The sequence below is a fragment of the Streptomyces sp. NPDC058371 genome (genome assembly GCF_042723265.1).
GTDB lineage: Bacteria > Actinomycetota > Actinomycetes > Streptomycetales > Streptomycetaceae > Streptomyces.
The window spans coordinates 1-16495 of sequence record NZ_JBHXJC010000023.1; the positions used below are offsets into that span (position 1 = coordinate 1).

The window sequence follows — 16495 nt, forward strand, 5'->3', positions numbered from 1 at the left end:
TACCTGGCGCGGGGCCCGTCGTGCCGGGCGCGGCAGACGCCGTACCTGGCGCGGGGCCCGTCGTGCCGGGCGCGGCAGACGCCGTACCTGGCGCGGGGCCCGTCGTGCCGGGCGCGGCAGACGCCGTACCTGGCGCGAGGTCCGTCGGGCCCGTAGCGGCAGCCATCGTGCCCAGCGCGGGACCCATCGCACCCGACGCGGCTGCCGTCGTACCCGGCAAGGGGCCCGTCGCGCCGCGCGTGGCGTCCGGGCTCAGGGCGGCCAGCAACCGCCGTACCGTCGCCGCGTCGAGGAACGGCAGGTCGGCCGAGAGGACGACGACGTACTCGGCGGTGGTGTGGCGCAGCCCGGCCTCCAGCGCGGCGACGGGTCCCGCGCCGGGCGGATCCTCGTGGGCCCACACCACCGGCCGCGCGGTCGCCCGCGGCCGGGCCACCACGACCGTGGTCGCGGCGCCGGCGCAGGCGGCCAGCACGCGGTCTAGCAGCGCCCGGCCGCCCACCCGGACACCGGGCTTGTCCGCGCCGCCGAGCCGCCGAGCGGCGCCGCCAGCGAGCACGACGGCGTCGTACGTGGCCGGGGCCCCGTAGGCGTCGTGGGCGACAGCGGCGCCGGTGCCGGCCTCGCCCGGTGGCTCGTACGCGGTCATCCCCCGAGTATGAGCGCCCGAAGGATCATTGCCACCCCCGCCCGGCAGGTGGACGGGGATCTTTCCCGGCGGCTACAGGCTCCGCAGCAGCACCGCCGGCTGTTCCACGCAATCCGCGACATGGCGCAGGAAACCGCCCGCCGTGCCCCCGTCGCACACCCGGTGGTCGAAGGTGAGCGAGAGCTGCACGACCTGCCGCACCGCCAGCTCGCCCGCGTGCACCCACGGCTTGGGAACGATGCGGCCGACGCCCAGCATGGCGGCCTCGGGGTGGTTGATGATCGGCGTCGAACCGTCGACACCGAACACCCCGTAGTTGTTCAGCGTGAACGTGCCGCCCGTTAGCTCCCCCGGGGTCAGCGTCCCGGTCCGCGCCGCCTCGGTCAGGCGCGCGAACTCGGCGCCGAGCGACTCCGTGGCGCGCGCGTGCGCGTCCCGTACGACGGGCACGACGAGCCCCCGCTCGGTCTGGGCGGCGAAGCCCAGGTGCACCCGGTCGAGCCGGACGACTTCGCGGGCCTCCATGTCGACCGTCGAGTTCAGCTCCGGGTAGCGGGCCAGCGCGGCCGTGCAGATGCGGGCGAGCAGTGCGAGGAGCGAGATCTTGGGACCGCCCGCCGCGTTCATCGCCGCGCGCGCGTGCATCAGTTCCGTCGCGTCCGCGTCCACCCAGCAGGTGGCGTCGGGGATCTCGCGGCGGCTGCGGGAGAGCTTGTCGGCGACGGCGCCGCGCACCCCGCGCAGGGGGACACGGGTGCCGGTCGCGGCGGACGACGGGTTCGTGAGGCCGGCCGCGGCACGCGGGGCCGCCCCGTCGGCGACGGAGGGCGCCCGGAGGATCTCCGGGGTCGCGCGGCCGGGGAGGCCCGCGGCCCGCAGTGCGTATTCGACGTCGGCCCGCAGAATCAGTCCGTCGGGGCCGGAGCCCTCCAACTCCCGCAGATCCAGGCCGTTCTCCCGGGCGAGCCGCCGTACGAGCGGGGAGATGACGGGCACGGGCCCCTCGGCGAGGGCCACGGAACCGCCGACGTGAGCCCCGGCACCGTCCACGCGGGACCCTGCACCGTCGGCACGCGGCGCGGAGAACGAGGTGTTCGCACTGTCGAGCGCGGCCGCCACGCGCCCGTGCGGTGCCGGTCCGGCAGAAGTGCCGGGCTGTGCCGAGCCGCCGGGAGTCCCGCGATCGCCGCCGGAAACCCCATGGTCGCCGCCGGAAGCCCCGTAGTCGCCGCCGAGCGGTCCGGAGTACCCGGGCTCCCGTCCGGTTTCCCGGCCCGTGTCCGGAGCGACCGCTCCGTCGGCCTCGCCGGCAGGCGGTCCCGCGGGCCGCCGTACCGGAGTCCCCATGCCGTCCGCCGGCCGCACCCTTCTGCGTCGCGCGGGCGCTGCCCCCGTGCCGTATCCCACCAGCACGTTGCCCGAGCCCTCGTCGTCGGTGGGCGCGGGGGCTCCCACGGCGACCGTCAGCAACGGGGAGCCGACCGGCAGTTCGGTGCCCTCCTCGCCGAAGCGGGCGGTGACCACACCGCCGTAGGGGCAGGGGACCTCGACCATCGCCTTGGCGGTCTCGACCTCGACGACCGGCTGGTCGATGGCGACGACGTCCCCGACCTCCACCAGCCAGCGGACGATCTCCGCCTCGGTGAGGCCTTCACCGAGGTCGGGCAGTTTGAACTCCAGCACCTGGGCCATCAGCTCTGCGCCTCCCACTGCAACCGCGCCACCGCGTCCAGAATCCGGTCGACACCGGGCAGGTGGTGCCGCTCCAGCATCGGCGGCGGATACGGGATGTCGAACCCGGCCACCCGAAGCACCGGCGCCTCCAACTGGTGGAAGCAGCGTTCGGTGATCCGGGCGGCGATCTCGCCGCCCGGGCCGCCGTACCCACTCGATTCGTGCACGACGACCGCGCGTCCGGTCCGGCGGACCGACGCGCACACCGTCTCGTCGTCGAAAGGCACCAGGGAGCGCAGATCGACGACTTCAAGGTCCCAGCCCTCGGCCCGCGCCGCCTCCGCCGCTTCCAGGCAGACGGGGACGGACGGCCCGTACGTGACGAGGGTGGCGCTCCGGCCCGAGCGCCGCACCGCCGCGCGGCCTATCGGCTCAACGGCCGGCGGCTCGTCCGGGTTCCAGGAGTCCTTCGACCAGTACAGCCGCTTGGGCTCCAGGACGACGACCGGGTCGTCGGAGGCGATGGCGGCGCGCAGCAGGCCGTAGGCGTCGGCGACCGTCGCGGGCGTGACGACATGGAGCCCCGGGGTCGCCATGTAGTACGCCTCGGAGGAGTCGCTGTGGTGCTCGACGCCGCCGATGCCTCCCCCGTAGGGGACGCGGATGGTGATGGGCAGCGGCATCGCGCCGCGCGTGCGGTTGCGCATCTTCGCGACATGGCTGATCAGCTGCTCGAACGCCGGATAGGCGAAGGCGTCGAACTGCATCTCCACGACCGGCCGCAGCCCGTACATCGCCATGCCGACGGCCGCCCCGAGGATGCCCGCCTCGGCGAGCGGGGTGTCCGTACAGCGGTCCTCGCCGAACTCCTTGGCCAGTCCGTCGGTGACCCGGAAGACGCCGCCGAGCGTGCCGACGTCCTCGCCCATGACGTGCACCGAGGGGTCTTCGGCCATGGCGTCGCGCAGTGCCCGGCCGAAGGCCTGCGCCATGGTGGCGGGCTTGAGGGCCACGGTGGTCATCGCCCGGCTCCTTCCGGCCCGTGCGACCCCTCGGCCTCCGCCGCCAGCTCGGCGCGCAACTGCGCCTCCTGCTCGCGCAGTTGCGGGGTGGGCTCGGCATACACATGGGCGAACAGGTCCATGGGGTCGAGCACCGGGTCCTGGTTCATGCGCTCGCGCAGATCCGCGGCCATCGCCTCGGCGTCCTCGCGCGCGGCCCGTATGCCGTCCTCGTCCAGGAGGCCGCGCTCGGTCAGCTCGTGCTCCAGGAGGGCGATCGGGTCGTGGGCACGCCAGGTCTCGACCTCGGAGTCCCCGCGGTAGCGCGTGGCGTCGTCCGCGTTCGTGTGGGCGTCCATGCGGTACGTCACGGCCTCGACGAGGGTCGGACCGCCACCCTCGCGCGCGTGCCGTACGGCGTCGCTGAGCACCTCGTACACCGCGGCCGCGTCGTTGCCGTCCACCAGGCGGCCGGGCATCCCGTAGCCGACGGCCTTGTGGGCCAGCGACGGGGCGGCGGTCTGCTTGGCGAGCGGGACGGAGATGGCGAAGCCGTTGTTCTGGACGAGGAAGACGACCGGGGCCTGCCATACGGCGGCGAAGTTCAGTGCCTCGTGGAAGTCGCCCTCGCTGGTGCCGCCGTCGCCCACCAGGGCGAGCGCGACCACGTCGTCGCCCTTGAGGCGGGCGGCGTGCGCGAGGCCCACGGCATGGGGGAGCTGCGTCGCCAGCGGCGTGCTCAGGGGCGCGACGCGGTGCTCGCGGGCGTCGTAGCCGGTGTGCCAGTCGCCGCGCAGCAGGGTCAGCGCCTGGACGGGGTCGAGACCCCGGGCGACGGCCGCGAGGGTGTCTCGATAGCTGGGGAAGAGCCAGTCCCGCTCTTCCAGCACCAGCGCGGCGGCGACCTCGCAGGCCTCCTGGCCGGTGCTGGAGGGGTAGACCGCGAGGCGGCCCTGCTTGGTGAGGGCGGTGGCCTGCGTGTTGTAGCGGCGGCCACGGACCAGCTCCGCGTACAGCCGGCGCAGCAGTCCCGGGTCGACCTGGGCGGCGGCTTCGGTGCCGAGGACGCGATGGGGCAGCGCGTCGGGCAGCAGCGGCGCGGGGTCGGTGCGGGGCTGCCAGGCGGGCGGCGGCGTGGGCCGGTAAGCGCCTCGCTGCTCCATGACCGTCATGACGGCACCTCCTCGTGGGAGCGGCTGGAAGAGGCGCGTCGGGTGTGATGCGCCTCACCTACCGATTGTTCGGTCGCCGGCGCATTTTGGCTACAGGCACCGCCAGGCTGTGGACAAACGGTTCTGCACAGCCTGAGATGGATGCAGTACGTCCATGCTAGGGAGGCGGGGGGACATGGCACCTGAACAAATGGCCGAGGGGCCCGAGACCGGCACGTCCCTGCCACCCGCCCGTCCACTCGACGCCATCGATCAGGACATCATCCAGATGCTCCAGGCGGACGGCCGCGCGTCGATACGCTCCGTGGCCGAGCGGGTCCATGTGTCGCGGGCCAACGCCTACGCGCGGATCAACCGCCTCATCGAGGACGGCGTGATCCGCGGCTTCGGGGCCCGCGTCAACCACGAACGGGCGGGTCAGGGCACGTCGGCGTACATCACGCTCAAGATCGTGCAGAACTCCTGGCGGACCGTGCGCGAGCAGCTCAGGGTGCTGCCGGGGGCGGCGCACATCTCCCTGGTGGGCGGCGACTTCGACGTGCTGCTCCTGGTGCACACCCCCCACAACAGGGCGCTGCGCGAGCTGGTGCTCACCCGCCTCCAGGCCATCCCCGAGGTGCTCAGCACCCGGACCCTGCTGGTCTTCGAGGAGGAGGACGTGGGGCCGGAAGGGTGAGCCTGCGGCGCCCGGCGGCGGTGCGGGCCCGCTACGGGGGAGCACCTCGCCGGCGAGCGTCGAGCGTCGAGCCGTTGCCGTAAGGCCCCGGGGTGACCGGTTCATCCGGTTCCGGCGTGACGCGTGCGGCCGGTTTCGGTGTAACGCATGCGGCCGACCCCGGCGTGACGCGTGCGGCCGACCCCGGGCAACGACCCATGGAACCCGCCCCGCGCGTGCCCCGTTCAGCCCTCGCTGCGCAGGCCGCCGAAGACCAGCCGTGCGACCGCCTCGGTCACTTCGCGCTCGCCCATGCCCCGGCTGTCGGGCCGGTACCACTCCACGATGGAGTTGATCATCCCGAAGACCAGCCGGGTCGCGAGGCGGACCTCCACGTCGCCGCGTACGTCCCCGTCGGCGGCCGCCGCCTTCAGCAGCTCGGCCACCCGGTGGTCGAAGTCGCGGCGCCGCTCCAGGGCCCAGCGCTCGGTGTCCGTGTTGCCGCGCACCCGCAGCAGCAGCGTCACGTACGGCAGCTCGGCCGTGAGCACCTCGACCATGCGCCGTACGACGTACTCCAGGCGCTCCACGGCACGCCCCACGCGTGCGTGCTCCTCGTCGAGGATCTCGAAGAGGCCGTCCAGCGCCCGGCTGACGGCCCGGCGCAGCAGTTCCTCCTTGCCCGCGACGTGGTGGTAGATCGACGACTTGGAGATGCCGGCCGCCTTGGAGAGGTGCTCCATGGACGTGCCGTCGTAGCCGCGCTCGATGAAGACCTGGACGGCGACGGAGAGCAGCGTCTCCGGGGTGTACGTGTCGCGCTTGGCGGTGGTCATGAGGTGCCCTCCCGCTTCTCGGATGCGTACGCGTGGCGGTACAGCGCGAGCGAGGGAGCGTAGCGCCCGGAGGGGTCGCGCAGGTGCAGGTCGTCCAGGAGCGCGTACGCCCAGTTCTTGCCGAGCCTGCGGCTCCATTCGAAGGGGCCCAGAGGGTAGTTGACGCCCAGGCGCATCGCCGTGTCGATGTCCTCCTCGGTGGCCACACCCTTGGCGACGGCGTCGTGCGCGAGGTCGACGATCCGCGCCACGGTCCTGGCGACGATCATGCCGGGCGCGTCCCCGATGATGCTGACGTCCTTGCCGAGCGCCTGGAAGAGGCCGATCGCCTCCGAGAGGGTCCGGGACGCGGTGTCCTGGGAGGCCGACAGGGCGATGCGGGTCGCCTTCCGGTAGTCGAGCGCCAGGTCGAAGTAGACGACGTCACGGAACTCGACGGAGGTCTGGCCGTCGGCGAGGGCGAGCTGGCCACCGCCGGGCAGCACCAGGCGGGTGCCGTGGTCCTCCTCGTCCTCGCGGACCTGGATGCCCGCCTCGCGGATCAGGGTGAGCAGCTCGGACGCCGGGCCCAGGTCGCCCTCGGCGGTCACGTACGCGGGCGGCCGGGCACTTTCCGCGGTGTGCGGCTCGGGGCGCTCGGCCTCGTCCCCGTAGTCGAACCAGCCCTGTCCCGTCTTGCGGCCGTGCCGGCCGGACTCCACCAGCCGCCGCTGGGCGAGGGAGGGCGTGAAGCGCACGTCCTGGAAGAAGGCCTGCCAGACGGAGTGCGTGACCGACTCGTTGACGTCCTGGCCGATCAGGTCGGTCAGCTCGAAGGCGCCCATCCGGAAACCGCCCGACTCGCGCAGGACGGCGTCGATCGTCGCGGGGTCGGCCGCCTGGGCCTCGTACACCGCGAAGGCCTCGGCGTAGTAGGGCCGGGCGATGCGGTTGACGATGAAGCCGGGGGTGTCGGCGCAGGCCACCGGGGTCTTCCCCCAGGCGCGTGCCGTCTCGTACGCGCGCGTGGCCGACGTGACGTCGGTCGAGAACCCGGAGACGACCTCCACCAGGGGCAGCAGCGGCGCGGGGTTGAAGAAGTGCAGTCCGACGAGGCGGCCGGGGTTGCGCAGCGCGCCGCCGATGGCCGTGACGGACAAGGAGGAGGTGTTGGTGGCGAGCAGGCAGTTCTCGTCGACGGTGTCCTCGAGGTCGCGGAACAGCTGCTGCTTCGCGTCGAGTTGTTCGAGCACCGCCTCGATGACGAGCACACAGTCCGCGAGCTCGGCGAGGCTCTGCGCCGGCCGCAGCCGCGCGCGGGCCGCGTCCCGCTCCGTACCGGCGAGCCGGTCCTTCTCGACCAGCCGGTCGAGGCGGGCGCCGATCGCTTCGGCCGCCGCGTCGGCGCGCCCGGGTACGGCGTCGTAGAGCCGCACGACGTGGCCCGCGACGAGTGCGACCTGGGCGATGCCCTGGCCCATGGTGCCGGTACCGACGACGGCCACGGGGCTGCTGAGGTCGAGTGCTGTCATGCTCGCGATCCTCCCGCACATGGTTTTCCACAGATGCGGCGGACCCCCTTGTCCCGACCGATCGTTCGGTTACTCTAGCTCTGTCCGGCTGTTTCTGCCCAGGTCATGAGCTCGAAGAAGAGTTCTTGAGACGAGGAGTTGGTCCCCGATGGCCGCCGAACCGACCGCGCACCAGCTGATCGCCCAGCACCGGCCCACCCTTGACCAGGCGCTGGAAGCGATTCGCACGCGCGCGTACTGGTCCCCGCACCCCGAGCACCCCAAGGCGTACGGAGAGCACGGCAGCCTGGGCATGGCCGAGGGCAAGGCCGCCTTCGACGCCCTCCTGGGCACCCGTCTGGACCTCGGCCAGCCCGGCACCGACGACTGGGTGGGCGGCGAGGTCTCGCCGTACGGAATCGAGCTGGGCGTCAGCTATCCGCACGCGGACGTGGACGCGCTGCTGCCCGCCATGCAGGCCGGCCTGCGCGCCTGGCGCGACGCGGGCGCGGAGACGCGTGCCGCGGTCTGTCTGGAGATCCTCAAGCGCATCAGCGACCGCACGCACGAGTTCGCGCACGCGGTCATGCACACCAGCGGCCAGGCCTTCATGATGGCGTTCCAGGCGGGCGGCCCGCACGCGCAGGACCGAGGCCTGGAAGCGGTGGCGTACGCGTACGCGGAGCAGGTCCGCACCCCGGACAGCGTCGACTGGTCCAAGCCCCAGGGCAAGCGCGATCCGCTCGCGCTGACCAAGCAGTTCACGCCCGTGCCGCGCGGCATCTCACTCCTCATCGGCTGCAACACCTTCCCGACGTGGAACGGATATCCGGGCCTGTTCGCCTCCCTCGCCACCGGTAACGCGGTGCTGGTAAAGCCCCACCCGCGCGCGGTGCTGCCGCTGGCGCTCACCGTCCAGGTCGCCCGCGAGGTGCTCACCGAGGCCGGCTTCGACCCGAATGTGGTGGCGCTGGCCGCCGAGCGTCCCGGAGAGGGCATCGCCAAGACCCTGGCCCTGCGGTCCGAGATCCGGATCATCGACTACACGGGCTCGACGGCGTTCGGCGACTGGCTGGAGACCAACGCCCGCCAGGCCCAGGTCTACACGGAGAAGGCCGGCGTCAACTCGGTGATCATCGAGTCGACCGACGACTACAAGGGCATGCTCTCCAACCTGGCCTTCTCCCTGTCCCTGTACAGCGGCCAGATGTGCACGACCCCGCAGAACCTCCTGATCCCCCGCGACGGCATCCGCACCGACGAGGGCCCCAAGTCGTACGACGAGGTGGTCGCCGACCTCGCCAGGTCGGTCGGCGGACTCCTCGGGGACGACGCCCGGGCGAACGCGCTGCTCGGAGCCATCGTCAACCCGGACGTGAAGGCCCGCCTGGAGGCCGCCGCCGGTCTCGGCGAAGTCGCCCTCCCCTCACGGGAGGTCGCCAATCCCGAGTTCCCGGACGCCGTGGTGCGTACGCCGGTGATCGTGAAGCTCGACGGCGCGCGGAAATACTGGGAGGGGGCGGACGACGAGGCCGCCTATATGAACGAGTGCTTCGGCCCGGTCTCCTTCGCCGTCGCCGTCGACTCGGCCGAGGACGCGGTGGCGCTGCTGCGCCGCACGGTCCGCGAGAAGGGCGCGATGACGGTCGGCGCGTACACCACCTCCGATGAGGTCGAGCAGGCCGTGCAGGAGGCCTGCCTGGAGGAGGCCGCCCAGCTCTCGCTGAACCTCACGGGCGGGGTCTACGTCAACCAGACCGCGGCGTTCTCGGACTTCCACGGCTCGGGCGGCAACCCGGCGGCCAACGCGGCGCTGTGCGACGGGGCGTTCGTGGCGAACCGCTTCCGTGTGGTGGAGGTCCGCCGCCAGGCCTGAGCCGAGCCGTCCGGGGACCCCCCTAGACGGTCGCGCCCCCGGTCGCACTCCAGTGGAACAGCGTCATCGCCACACTGGTCGCGAGGTTGTAGCTGGAGACCTGGGGGCGCATCGGCAGGGACACCAAGTGGTCGGTGCGGGCGCGCAGTTCGGCGGAGAGCCCGCTGCGCTCGGAGCCGAAGGCGAGCACGGCGTCGTCCGGGAGCTTCAGCCCCCGGATGTCCGCACCCTCCGGATCGAGCGCGAACACCGGCCCCGGCGGCAGCTCGGCCACCGTCAGCCGCTCCACGGCGGTCGCGAAGTGCAGGCCCGCCCCGGCGCGGACGACCGTCGGATGCCAGGGGTCGAGCGTGCCCGTCGTGACGACTCCGGTGACGCCGAAGCCGGCGGCGAGCCGGATCACGGCGCCCGCGTTGCCCAGGTTGCGGGGGTTGTCGAGCACGATGACGGGCGCCGTCCGGGACGGCTGCGCCAGCGCCGCGAGGTGGGCCTCCCGGGAGGGGCGTTCGGCGAGCGCGGCGACCGCGGTGGGGTGCACGCGCGGCACGAGGGCCCGCAGCGTCGCCTCCGGGACCTCGGCCAGCAGTCCGTCGATCACCTCCCGTACGTCCGGGGCGAGTTCGTCGGCCAGCGCGAGCGTCGCCCGCCGGTCGGCGGTCACGGCCACCGGGATACGGGCCTGGAAGCGCACGGCGTGCTTGAGAGCGTGGAACCCGTCGAGCAGGACGGCGGTGTCGGCGAGCCGGTGCCAGGCCCGTACGGCGTCCTGTGCGCCGGTGTCACCGTGCGGGCCCTGCCTGCTGTCCGGGTCGTTCATGCCCTGAAGCCTACGTGCGTCTCCTCGGCCGGTTCCGGGGTGCGCTGCTGCTGCCTGCGCGGGCCCGGCAGCGTACGGCCGCGGCCCGGGAAGAGCCCTTCACGCGCGCGTGCCGCCCGGTCCCCGAGGCGCCGCAGGAAGGTCGTCGGCAGGAACACGGCGTCGGCGGCGATCATCGCCAGCGAGAAGAACGGCAGTCCCAGCACCACGGCGATCACGGCGTGCTCGGTGATCATGGCCGCCAGCAGGACGTTCTTGACCCGCCGGTTGAAAAGGGTGAAGGGGAAGGCGACCTGCACGGCGACCGTTCCGTAGGTCACCAGCATCACGAGCGTGCCGTGCGCCGAGAGCAGGTCGGACAGCGCGGGCCAGGGCGAGAAGTAGTCCAGGTGGAGCGGGTAGTAGACCGCGGTGCCGTCCTGCCAGCGCGAACCCTGGATCTTGTACCAGCCGGCGGTCGAGTAGATGAGACATGCCTCGGCCATGATCACGAACAGGGCCGCGTTGTGCACGAGGTTGGCGACGACGTCCAGCAGGATCCGCGGCTCCCTCCCGCGCGCGTGGCGGCCGACGGCCCACCACAGCGCCTGCACGGCCCACAGGCCCCAGAAGACCGTGAGCCAGCCGCCCAGCAGGCCTCCGTCGAGCTTCCCCGCCAGGGTCGCCGCGGCAAGGGCGAGGCCCAGTACCGCCCACAGGGCGGGTCCGGACCAGTCGAATGGCTCTCGCTCGCCACGCGCGCGTGCCGCACGCGCGCGCCGGGCCCGCCGCGCGTCCAGCGACCACACCTGACCGCAGCGCGTGAACACCAGGTAGATCGCCATCAGGTGGATGACGTTGTCGCCGCCGTCCCCCATGAAGATGCTGCGGTTCTGCAGGGAGAGCACGCCGACCATGAAGAGCACGGACATCGTGCGCGTGCGCCAGCCGAGCAGCAGCAGAGCGCTCGACAGCAGGGCCAGCGCGTAGACGCTCTCGAACCACAGCCCGCTGTCGGACCACATCAGGACCGTGAAGGCGTGGTTGCCCGCGATGAGCTCCTGGGCCAGGCTCCAGCTCCACGGTCCTTCGGGCCCGTACATCTCCTGCCGGTGCGGGAACTCGCGCAGCAGGAACAGCAGCCAGGTGGCCGAGAACCCGATGCGGATCACTGCGGACTGGTACGGGCCGAGGGCCGCGTCGGTGACTCGCGCGATCCCGCGAGAGATCCACTGGGAGAAGCGGTTCATCACGTGTCGGCCTCCGTCCGCTCGGCCGCCGGCACCGTCCACCAGGGCAGCTCGCGGTAGACGGGTTTGTCGGACAGCTGCTCCTCGCTCCAGTCGGGAGGCGGCACGTTGGTGGTACGGGAGCGGACCTGGACGCGCTCCAGAGCGGCGCCCTTGCCGCCCGCGTCCGCTCGGCCGAGACGCAGGACGACGACCCGGCGCAGATAGCGCTCGGCGAGGTCGCCGCGCATGCCCGCGGGACGGTTCTGGTTGTCGTGCGTGCCGAGGTAGAAGTCCCAGGCCCGGCGCAGCTCGTTCTGCTGGGTGTGGCTCGGCAGCAGATTGCCGTCGATGGCGGCGCCGTCCTGCGCGGAGAGGTCGTACCAGCCGGTCGTGTTGCGGCCGCCGTCCGCGGTGCGGACGTCGGCGCGGACCTGGACCGCGATGTTCTGCTGGAGCGGATTGGGCGCGAAGAGCTTCCAGTTCTGCTCGAACTCGGGGTAGACCCAGTCGTCCACCGCCCGGCCGTGCTGCTTGGTGACCGTGTTCGAGGGCGCGACGTGCAGGAACACCAGGGCGAGATGGGCGCACGCGCCGACCATCACGACGGCGAGCGCGAGGGCGGCGGCGATCTGGTACGGCAGGGAGAGGGCGGCCAGGCCGGTGGGGGCGGGGTGCGGGTCGCGCCCGTCCGGGTCGCCTTCCCGGTGGATGCGCCCCGGGCCCGCGTCCGGGCCGTCCTGGGGAGAACCTCCACCTTCGCTGACGTGACGGGGATCCGTATCGGGGCCGTCGCCTTCGTGGACGTGCCCGGGACTCGCGTCGGAGCCCTCACCTTCGTGGGGGCGCACTGGCGGCGCGGGTTCGTGCGGTGCGGGCCGCGAGCCGTCGCCGGCTGGGCCGTCCTGGCGGGAACCCTCGTCGGAAGCGGTGCCGGGGCTGCTGTCGGCGCGGGCCGAGTCGTCCGGTACGGAGCCGTCGGGGCCGCCCGGTCCCTGCCGGGCGTGCGAGCCCTCGTCGTACGCGTCCATTCCGCCCCGTTCCCGATCCCGGTCCGATTCCTCCGTCCGGCCGTACGACGCCGTACCGGACTGCGCGCCACCCGCCCGTCCGGGGCCGTAGAGCCCGCGCACCCGGCGCCGCGGTCGCACCGGAACGGTACTCAGGCCCGCCGCCCGGCACAGCCCCTGTGGGCACAGTGGTCACATCCGGGGCCACGAGGTTATCCACAGCGGTTGACACTGTACGACCCTCACCCGACCATGGGGGGTGAGCGGACCGAACGATCGGTCGGTCGACAGGAGCGAGAGGTCAGGGGGGACCGGATGGCGACAGCAGCCGCGCACCGTACGGCCCGCACGCCGGAAGCGGACCCGGCGGCGGACAGCACCGCGCAGGAGGCGTACGAGCGCGCCTTCGACGCCGCGGTGGCGGCCGACGAACGCATCGAGCCACGCGACTGGATGCCCGACGCCTATCGCTCCACGCTCGTCCGGCAGATGGCACAGCACGCCCACTCGGAGATCATCGGCATGCAGCCGGAGGCGAACTGGATCACGCGCGCGCCGTCCCTGCGCCGCAAGGCGATCCTGATGGCCAAGGTCCAGGACGAGGCCGGGCACGGGTTGTATCTCTACAGCGCGGCCGAGACCCTCGGCACCGGCCGCGACGAATTGCTCGACAAGCTGCACACCGGCCGCCAGAAGTACTCGTCGATCTTCAACTACCCGACGCTGACCTGGGCGGACGTCGGCGCCATCGGCTGGCTGGTGGACGGCGCCGCGATCACCAACCAGGTCCCCCTCTGCCGCTGCTCCTACGGGCCGTACGCGCGCGCGATGGTCCGCATCTGCAAGGAGGAGTCCTTCCACCAGCGCCAGGGCTACGAGCTGCTGCTGGCCCTCAGCCGCGGCACCCCGGAGCAGCACGAGATGGCACAGGACGCGGTGAACCGCTGGTGGTGGCCGTCCCTGATGATGTTCGGCCCTCCCGACGCCGAGTCCGCGCACTCGGCGCAGTCGACGATCTGGAAGATCAAGCGCCACTCGAACGACGAGCTGCGCCAGCGCTTCGTGGACATCTGCGTGCCGCAGGCGGAATCCCTCGGCCTGGCCCTCCCCGACCCGGACCTCCGGTGGAACGAGGAGCGGGGACAGCACGACTTCGGCCCGATCGACTGGACCGAGTTCCGAGAGGTCCTCAAGGGCAACGGCCCGTGCAACGAACAGCGCATCACGCAGCGCCGGCGCGCCCACGAGGAGGGCGCCTGGGTGCGGGACGCGGCCGCCGCGTACGCCGGCAAGCAGACGGCGAAGAAGGACCCGGCCGGCGCCGGCCACGCAGACGCACACGGAAAGGCCCGAGCATGACGACCAACGACTGGCCCCTGTGGGAGGTCTTCGTGCGCTCCCGCCGCGGCCTCTCGCACACCCACGCCGGCAGCCTGCACGCGCCGGACGCCGAGCTCGCCCTGCGCAACGCGCGCGATCTGTACACCCGGCGCGGCGAAGGCATCTCGATCTGGGTCGTCCCGTCCACCGCCGTCACGGCCTCCTCGCCCGACGAGAAGGACCCCTTCTTCGAATCGTCCGCGGACAAGCCGTACCGCCACCCGACGTTCTACGAGATCCCGGAGGGGGTGGAGCACCTGTGAAGCCCGCACTGCCCGAGACCGGCAGCACGGCTGCCGCGGCGCTGGCCCTCGGCGACGACGCGCTGGTGCTCTCGCACCGCCTGGGCGAGTGGGCGGGACACGCGCCCGTCCTCGAAGAGGAAGTGGCCCTCGCCAATATCGCGCTGGACCTGCTGGGCCAGGCCCGCGTGCTGCTGTCCCTGGTCGGCGACGAGGACGAGCTGGCCTACCTCCGCGAGGAGCGGGCCTTCCGCAACGTCCAGCTGGTGGAGCAGCCGAACGGCGACTTCGCCCACACGATCGCCCGCCAGCTCTACTTCTCCACCTACCAACACCTGCTGTACGGGCGGCTGGCCGCCCAGGACGGCGCCTTCGCACCCCTCGCCGCGAAGGCCGTCAAGGAGGTCGCCTACCACCAGGACCACGCCGAGCAGTGGACCCTGCGGCTCGGCGACGGCACCGAGGTGAGCCACGAGCGGATGCAGCAGGCCTGCGAGGCGCTGTGGCGGTTCACGGGTGAGCCGTTCCAGCCGGTGGAGGGGCTCGACGTCGACTGGGCGGAGCTGCAGACGGACTGGCTGACGTCCGTCACCGGTGTCCTTCTCCGGGCGACTCTCCAGGTGCCGGAGGGGCCGCGGTCGGGGGCGTGGACCGCCGGCGCCGGCCGCCAGGGCCTGCACACGGAGTCCTTCGGCCGCATGCTGGCCGAGATGCAGCATCTGCACCGCAGCCACCCGGGGGCGTCATGGTGACCCGCACCCCCACGGACCACGTCACCACGGCAACGCCCCTCGAAGAGGAACTGCGCCGGCTCGCCGGGTCCGTGCCCGACCCGGAGCTGCCCGTCCTGACCCTCGACGAACTGGGCGTCCTGCGCGCGGTGCACGTCCACGCCGGAGGCTCGGTCGACGTCGAGCTCACCCCGACGTACACCGGCTGCCCGGCCATCGAGGCGATGTCGGCCGACATCGAGCGGCTGCTGCACGAACACGGCATACGCGAGGTCGCCGTGCACACAGTGCTCAGCCCGGCCTGGTCGACGGACGACATCTCGGACGAAGGCCGCCGCAAACTGCGGGAGTTCGGCATCGCCCCGCCCCGCGGCGGTCGTACGACGGGACCGGTCACGGTCGGGCTGGGCCCCACCAGGACGCTCAGCGCGACCCCGGAAGCGGCGGCCGCCCCGGAGCCGGAGCCCATCCGCTGCCCGTACTGCGAATCGGCCGAGACGGAGCTGCTCAGCCGCTTCTCGTCCACGGCGTGCAAGGCACTGCGGCGCTGTCTGTCCTGCCGTGAACCGTTCGACCACTTCAAGGAGTTGTGATGGCCCGCTTCCACCCCCTCCCGGTGGCCGCGGTCGAGCGACTCACGGACGACTCCGTGGCCCTGACCTTCGCCGTGCCCCCGGCCCTGCGTGCGGAGTACCGGCACGCGGCCGGCCAGCACCTCGCCCTGCGCCGCAGCGTCGACGGTACGGAAGTCCGCCGGACGTACTCGATCTGCTCCCCGGCGCCCGCCCCGACGGACGCCGAGGGCCCGCGGAGACTGACGGTCGGCGTGCGCCTCGTCGACGGCGGCGCCTTCTCGACGTACGCGCTCAAGGAGATCGCCGTCGGTCACGAGCTGGAGGTGATGACGCCGGCGGGACGCTTCACGCTGGAGCCGGCACCCGGGCTGTACGCGGCAGTGGTCGGCGGCAGCGGGATCACCCCGGTGCTGTCGATCGTCACGACCCTGCTGACGCGGGAGCCGGAGGCGCGGTTCTGTCTCCTGCGCAGTGACCGCACGTCCGCGTCGACGATGTTCCTGGAGGAGGTCGCCGACCTCAAGGACCGCTTTCCCGAGCGGTTCCAGCTGGTGACGGTGCTCTCCCGGGAGGAGCAGCAGGCCGGGCTGCCGTCCGGGCGGCTGGATGAGGAGCGGCTTGCCGCGCTGCTGCCGGCGCTGCTGCCGGTGGAGCGGGTGGCGGGCTGGTTCCTGTGCGGGCCGTTCGGTCTGGTGCAGGGTGCCGAGCGGGCGCTGCGCGCGCTCGGGGTGGCGCGGACCCGCATCCACGAGGAGATCTTCCACGTGGACGCGGGCACCGCAGCGGCCCCCACGAGGCCAACTCCCGCGCACAGCACGGTGACCGCCCGGCTGGACGGCCGCGGCGGGGCCTGGGCGGTCCAGGACGGCGAGTCACTCCTGGAGGCGGTGCTGCGCAACCGTCCCGACGCGCCCTACGCCTGCAAGGGCGGCGTCTGCGGTACGTGCCGCGCCTTCCTCGTCTCGGGCGAGGTGCGCATGGACCGCAACTTCGCGCTGGAGCCGGAGGAGACGGAGGCCGGGTATGTACTGGCCTGCCAGTCCCATCCGGCCACGGAGCAGGTGGAGTTGGACTTCGACCGGTGAGCCTTGGCCTGCGGACCGCGGACCGCGGACGGTGGCTCGCGGGCCGTGGCTCGCGGGCCGTTCCCTTCTCGTAGAACCTGTTCTATCTTGACGC

At 72.6% G+C, this 16495-nt stretch carries 16 protein-coding genes; 7 read left to right on the top strand and 9 right to left on the bottom strand.

What is annotated here, in order from left to right; all coding sequences use genetic code 11:
- The 4 genes from ACFWM2_RS38380 to pdhA all read right to left on the bottom strand — a co-directional run.
- The coding region (locus tag ACFWM2_RS38380; protein ID WP_383290382.1) for an NTP transferase domain-containing protein at positions 1 to 649 on the bottom strand (649 nt) is incomplete at its 3' end.
- Between the two features lie 72 nt (positions 650 to 721).
- Positions 722 to 2341 carry a dihydrolipoamide acetyltransferase family protein gene (locus tag ACFWM2_RS38385; RefSeq protein ID WP_383290385.1) on the bottom strand — a complete coding sequence of 540 codons (1620 nt, stop codon included), beginning with the start codon at positions 2339 to 2341 and terminating at the stop codon, positions 722 to 724.
- Positions 2341 to 3345, bottom strand: coding sequence for an alpha-ketoacid dehydrogenase subunit beta (locus ACFWM2_RS38390; protein WP_383290388.1), 1005 nt, complete (start codon positions 3343 to 3345; stop codon positions 2341 to 2343). Before ACFWM2_RS38390 ends, ACFWM2_RS38385 begins: the two co-directional genes overlap by 1 nt.
- Complete coding sequence (gene pdhA, locus ACFWM2_RS38395; protein ID WP_383290391.1) at positions 3342 to 4496, bottom strand: pyruvate dehydrogenase (acetyl-transferring) E1 component subunit alpha; 1155 nt, start codon at positions 4494 to 4496, stop codon at positions 3342 to 3344. The genes ACFWM2_RS38390 and pdhA overlap by 4 nt, the downstream gene beginning before the upstream one ends.
- A gap of 175 nt (positions 4497 to 4671) precedes the next feature.
- On the opposite strand from pdhA, the gene ACFWM2_RS38400 reads away from it, so the two are divergent.
- Positions 4672 to 5172: an Lrp/AsnC family transcriptional regulator gene (locus ACFWM2_RS38400; RefSeq protein WP_383290394.1), complete on the top strand. Its 501-nt coding sequence runs from the start codon at positions 4672 to 4674 to the stop codon at positions 5170 to 5172.
- 224 nt (positions 5173 to 5396) lie between these two features.
- On the opposite strand, the gene ACFWM2_RS38405 is transcribed toward ACFWM2_RS38400, so the two are convergent.
- Both ACFWM2_RS38405 and ACFWM2_RS38410 read right to left on the bottom strand, forming a co-directional pair.
- Positions 5397 to 5987: a TetR/AcrR family transcriptional regulator gene (locus tag ACFWM2_RS38405; protein ID WP_383290397.1), complete on the bottom strand. Its 591-nt coding sequence runs from the start codon at positions 5985 to 5987 to the stop codon at positions 5397 to 5399.
- Positions 5984 to 7498: a 3-hydroxyacyl-CoA dehydrogenase gene (locus ACFWM2_RS38410; RefSeq protein ID WP_383290400.1), complete on the bottom strand. Its 1515-nt coding sequence runs from the start codon at positions 7496 to 7498 to the stop codon at positions 5984 to 5986. Before ACFWM2_RS38410 ends, ACFWM2_RS38405 begins: the two co-directional genes overlap by 4 nt.
- A gap of 148 nt (positions 7499 to 7646) precedes the next feature.
- On the opposite strand from ACFWM2_RS38410, the gene paaN reads away from it, so the two are divergent.
- Positions 7647 to 9353: a phenylacetic acid degradation protein PaaN gene (paaN, locus tag ACFWM2_RS38415; RefSeq protein WP_383290403.1), complete on the top strand. Its 1707-nt coding sequence runs from the start codon at positions 7647 to 7649 to the stop codon at positions 9351 to 9353.
- 22 nt (positions 9354 to 9375) lie between these two features.
- Here paaN and ACFWM2_RS38420 read toward each other — a convergent pair whose 3' ends face one another.
- From ACFWM2_RS38420 to ACFWM2_RS38430, 3 genes are read right to left on the bottom strand one after another with little or no spacing between them, the layout of a single operon-like run.
- Positions 9376 to 10170 (bottom strand): TrmH family RNA methyltransferase, encoded by a 795-nt coding sequence (locus tag ACFWM2_RS38420; protein WP_383290406.1) that lies wholly within the window; start codon positions 10168 to 10170, stop codon positions 9376 to 9378.
- Complete coding sequence (locus ACFWM2_RS38425) at positions 10167 to 11399, bottom strand: HTTM domain-containing protein (RefSeq protein ID WP_383290409.1); 1233 nt, start codon at positions 11397 to 11399, stop codon at positions 10167 to 10169. The genes ACFWM2_RS38420 and ACFWM2_RS38425 overlap by 4 nt, the downstream gene beginning before the upstream one ends.
- Entirely contained in the window at positions 11399 to 12409 is a 1011-nt protein-coding gene (locus ACFWM2_RS38430) for a DUF5819 family protein (protein ID WP_383290412.1), read from the bottom strand. The genes ACFWM2_RS38425 and ACFWM2_RS38430 overlap by 1 nt, the downstream gene beginning before the upstream one ends.
- Positions 12410 to 12703: 294 nt before the next feature.
- Between ACFWM2_RS38430 and paaA the strand changes: the two genes are divergently transcribed.
- The 5 genes from paaA to ACFWM2_RS38455 are packed head-to-tail and all read left to right on the top strand — an operon-like array spanning position 12704 to position 16401.
- Complete coding sequence (gene paaA / locus ACFWM2_RS38435; protein WP_383290415.1) at positions 12704 to 13747, top strand: 1,2-phenylacetyl-CoA epoxidase subunit PaaA; 1044 nt, start codon at positions 12704 to 12706, stop codon at positions 13745 to 13747.
- The gene (paaB, locus tag ACFWM2_RS38440) at positions 13744 to 14031 is read left to right on the top strand and encodes a 1,2-phenylacetyl-CoA epoxidase subunit PaaB (RefSeq protein WP_383290418.1); all 288 of its coding nucleotides are present in this window, start codon (positions 13744 to 13746) and stop codon (positions 14029 to 14031) included. Before paaA ends, paaB begins: the two co-directional genes overlap by 4 nt.
- Complete coding sequence (paaC, locus tag ACFWM2_RS38445; RefSeq protein ID WP_383290421.1) at positions 14028 to 14762, top strand: 1,2-phenylacetyl-CoA epoxidase subunit PaaC; 735 nt, start codon at positions 14028 to 14030, stop codon at positions 14760 to 14762. Before paaB ends, paaC begins: the two co-directional genes overlap by 4 nt.
- A complete protein-coding gene (gene paaD, locus ACFWM2_RS38450; protein ID WP_383290424.1) occupies positions 14756 to 15334 on the top strand; it encodes a 1,2-phenylacetyl-CoA epoxidase subunit PaaD in 579 nt (192 codons plus the stop codon). The genes paaC and paaD overlap by 7 nt, the downstream gene beginning before the upstream one ends.
- The gene (locus ACFWM2_RS38455) at positions 15334 to 16401 is read left to right on the top strand and encodes a 2Fe-2S iron-sulfur cluster-binding protein (RefSeq protein ID WP_383290428.1); all 1068 of its coding nucleotides are present in this window, start codon (positions 15334 to 15336) and stop codon (positions 16399 to 16401) included. The genes paaD and ACFWM2_RS38455 overlap by 1 nt, the downstream gene beginning before the upstream one ends.
- Positions 16402 to 16495: the final 94 nt, after the last annotated feature.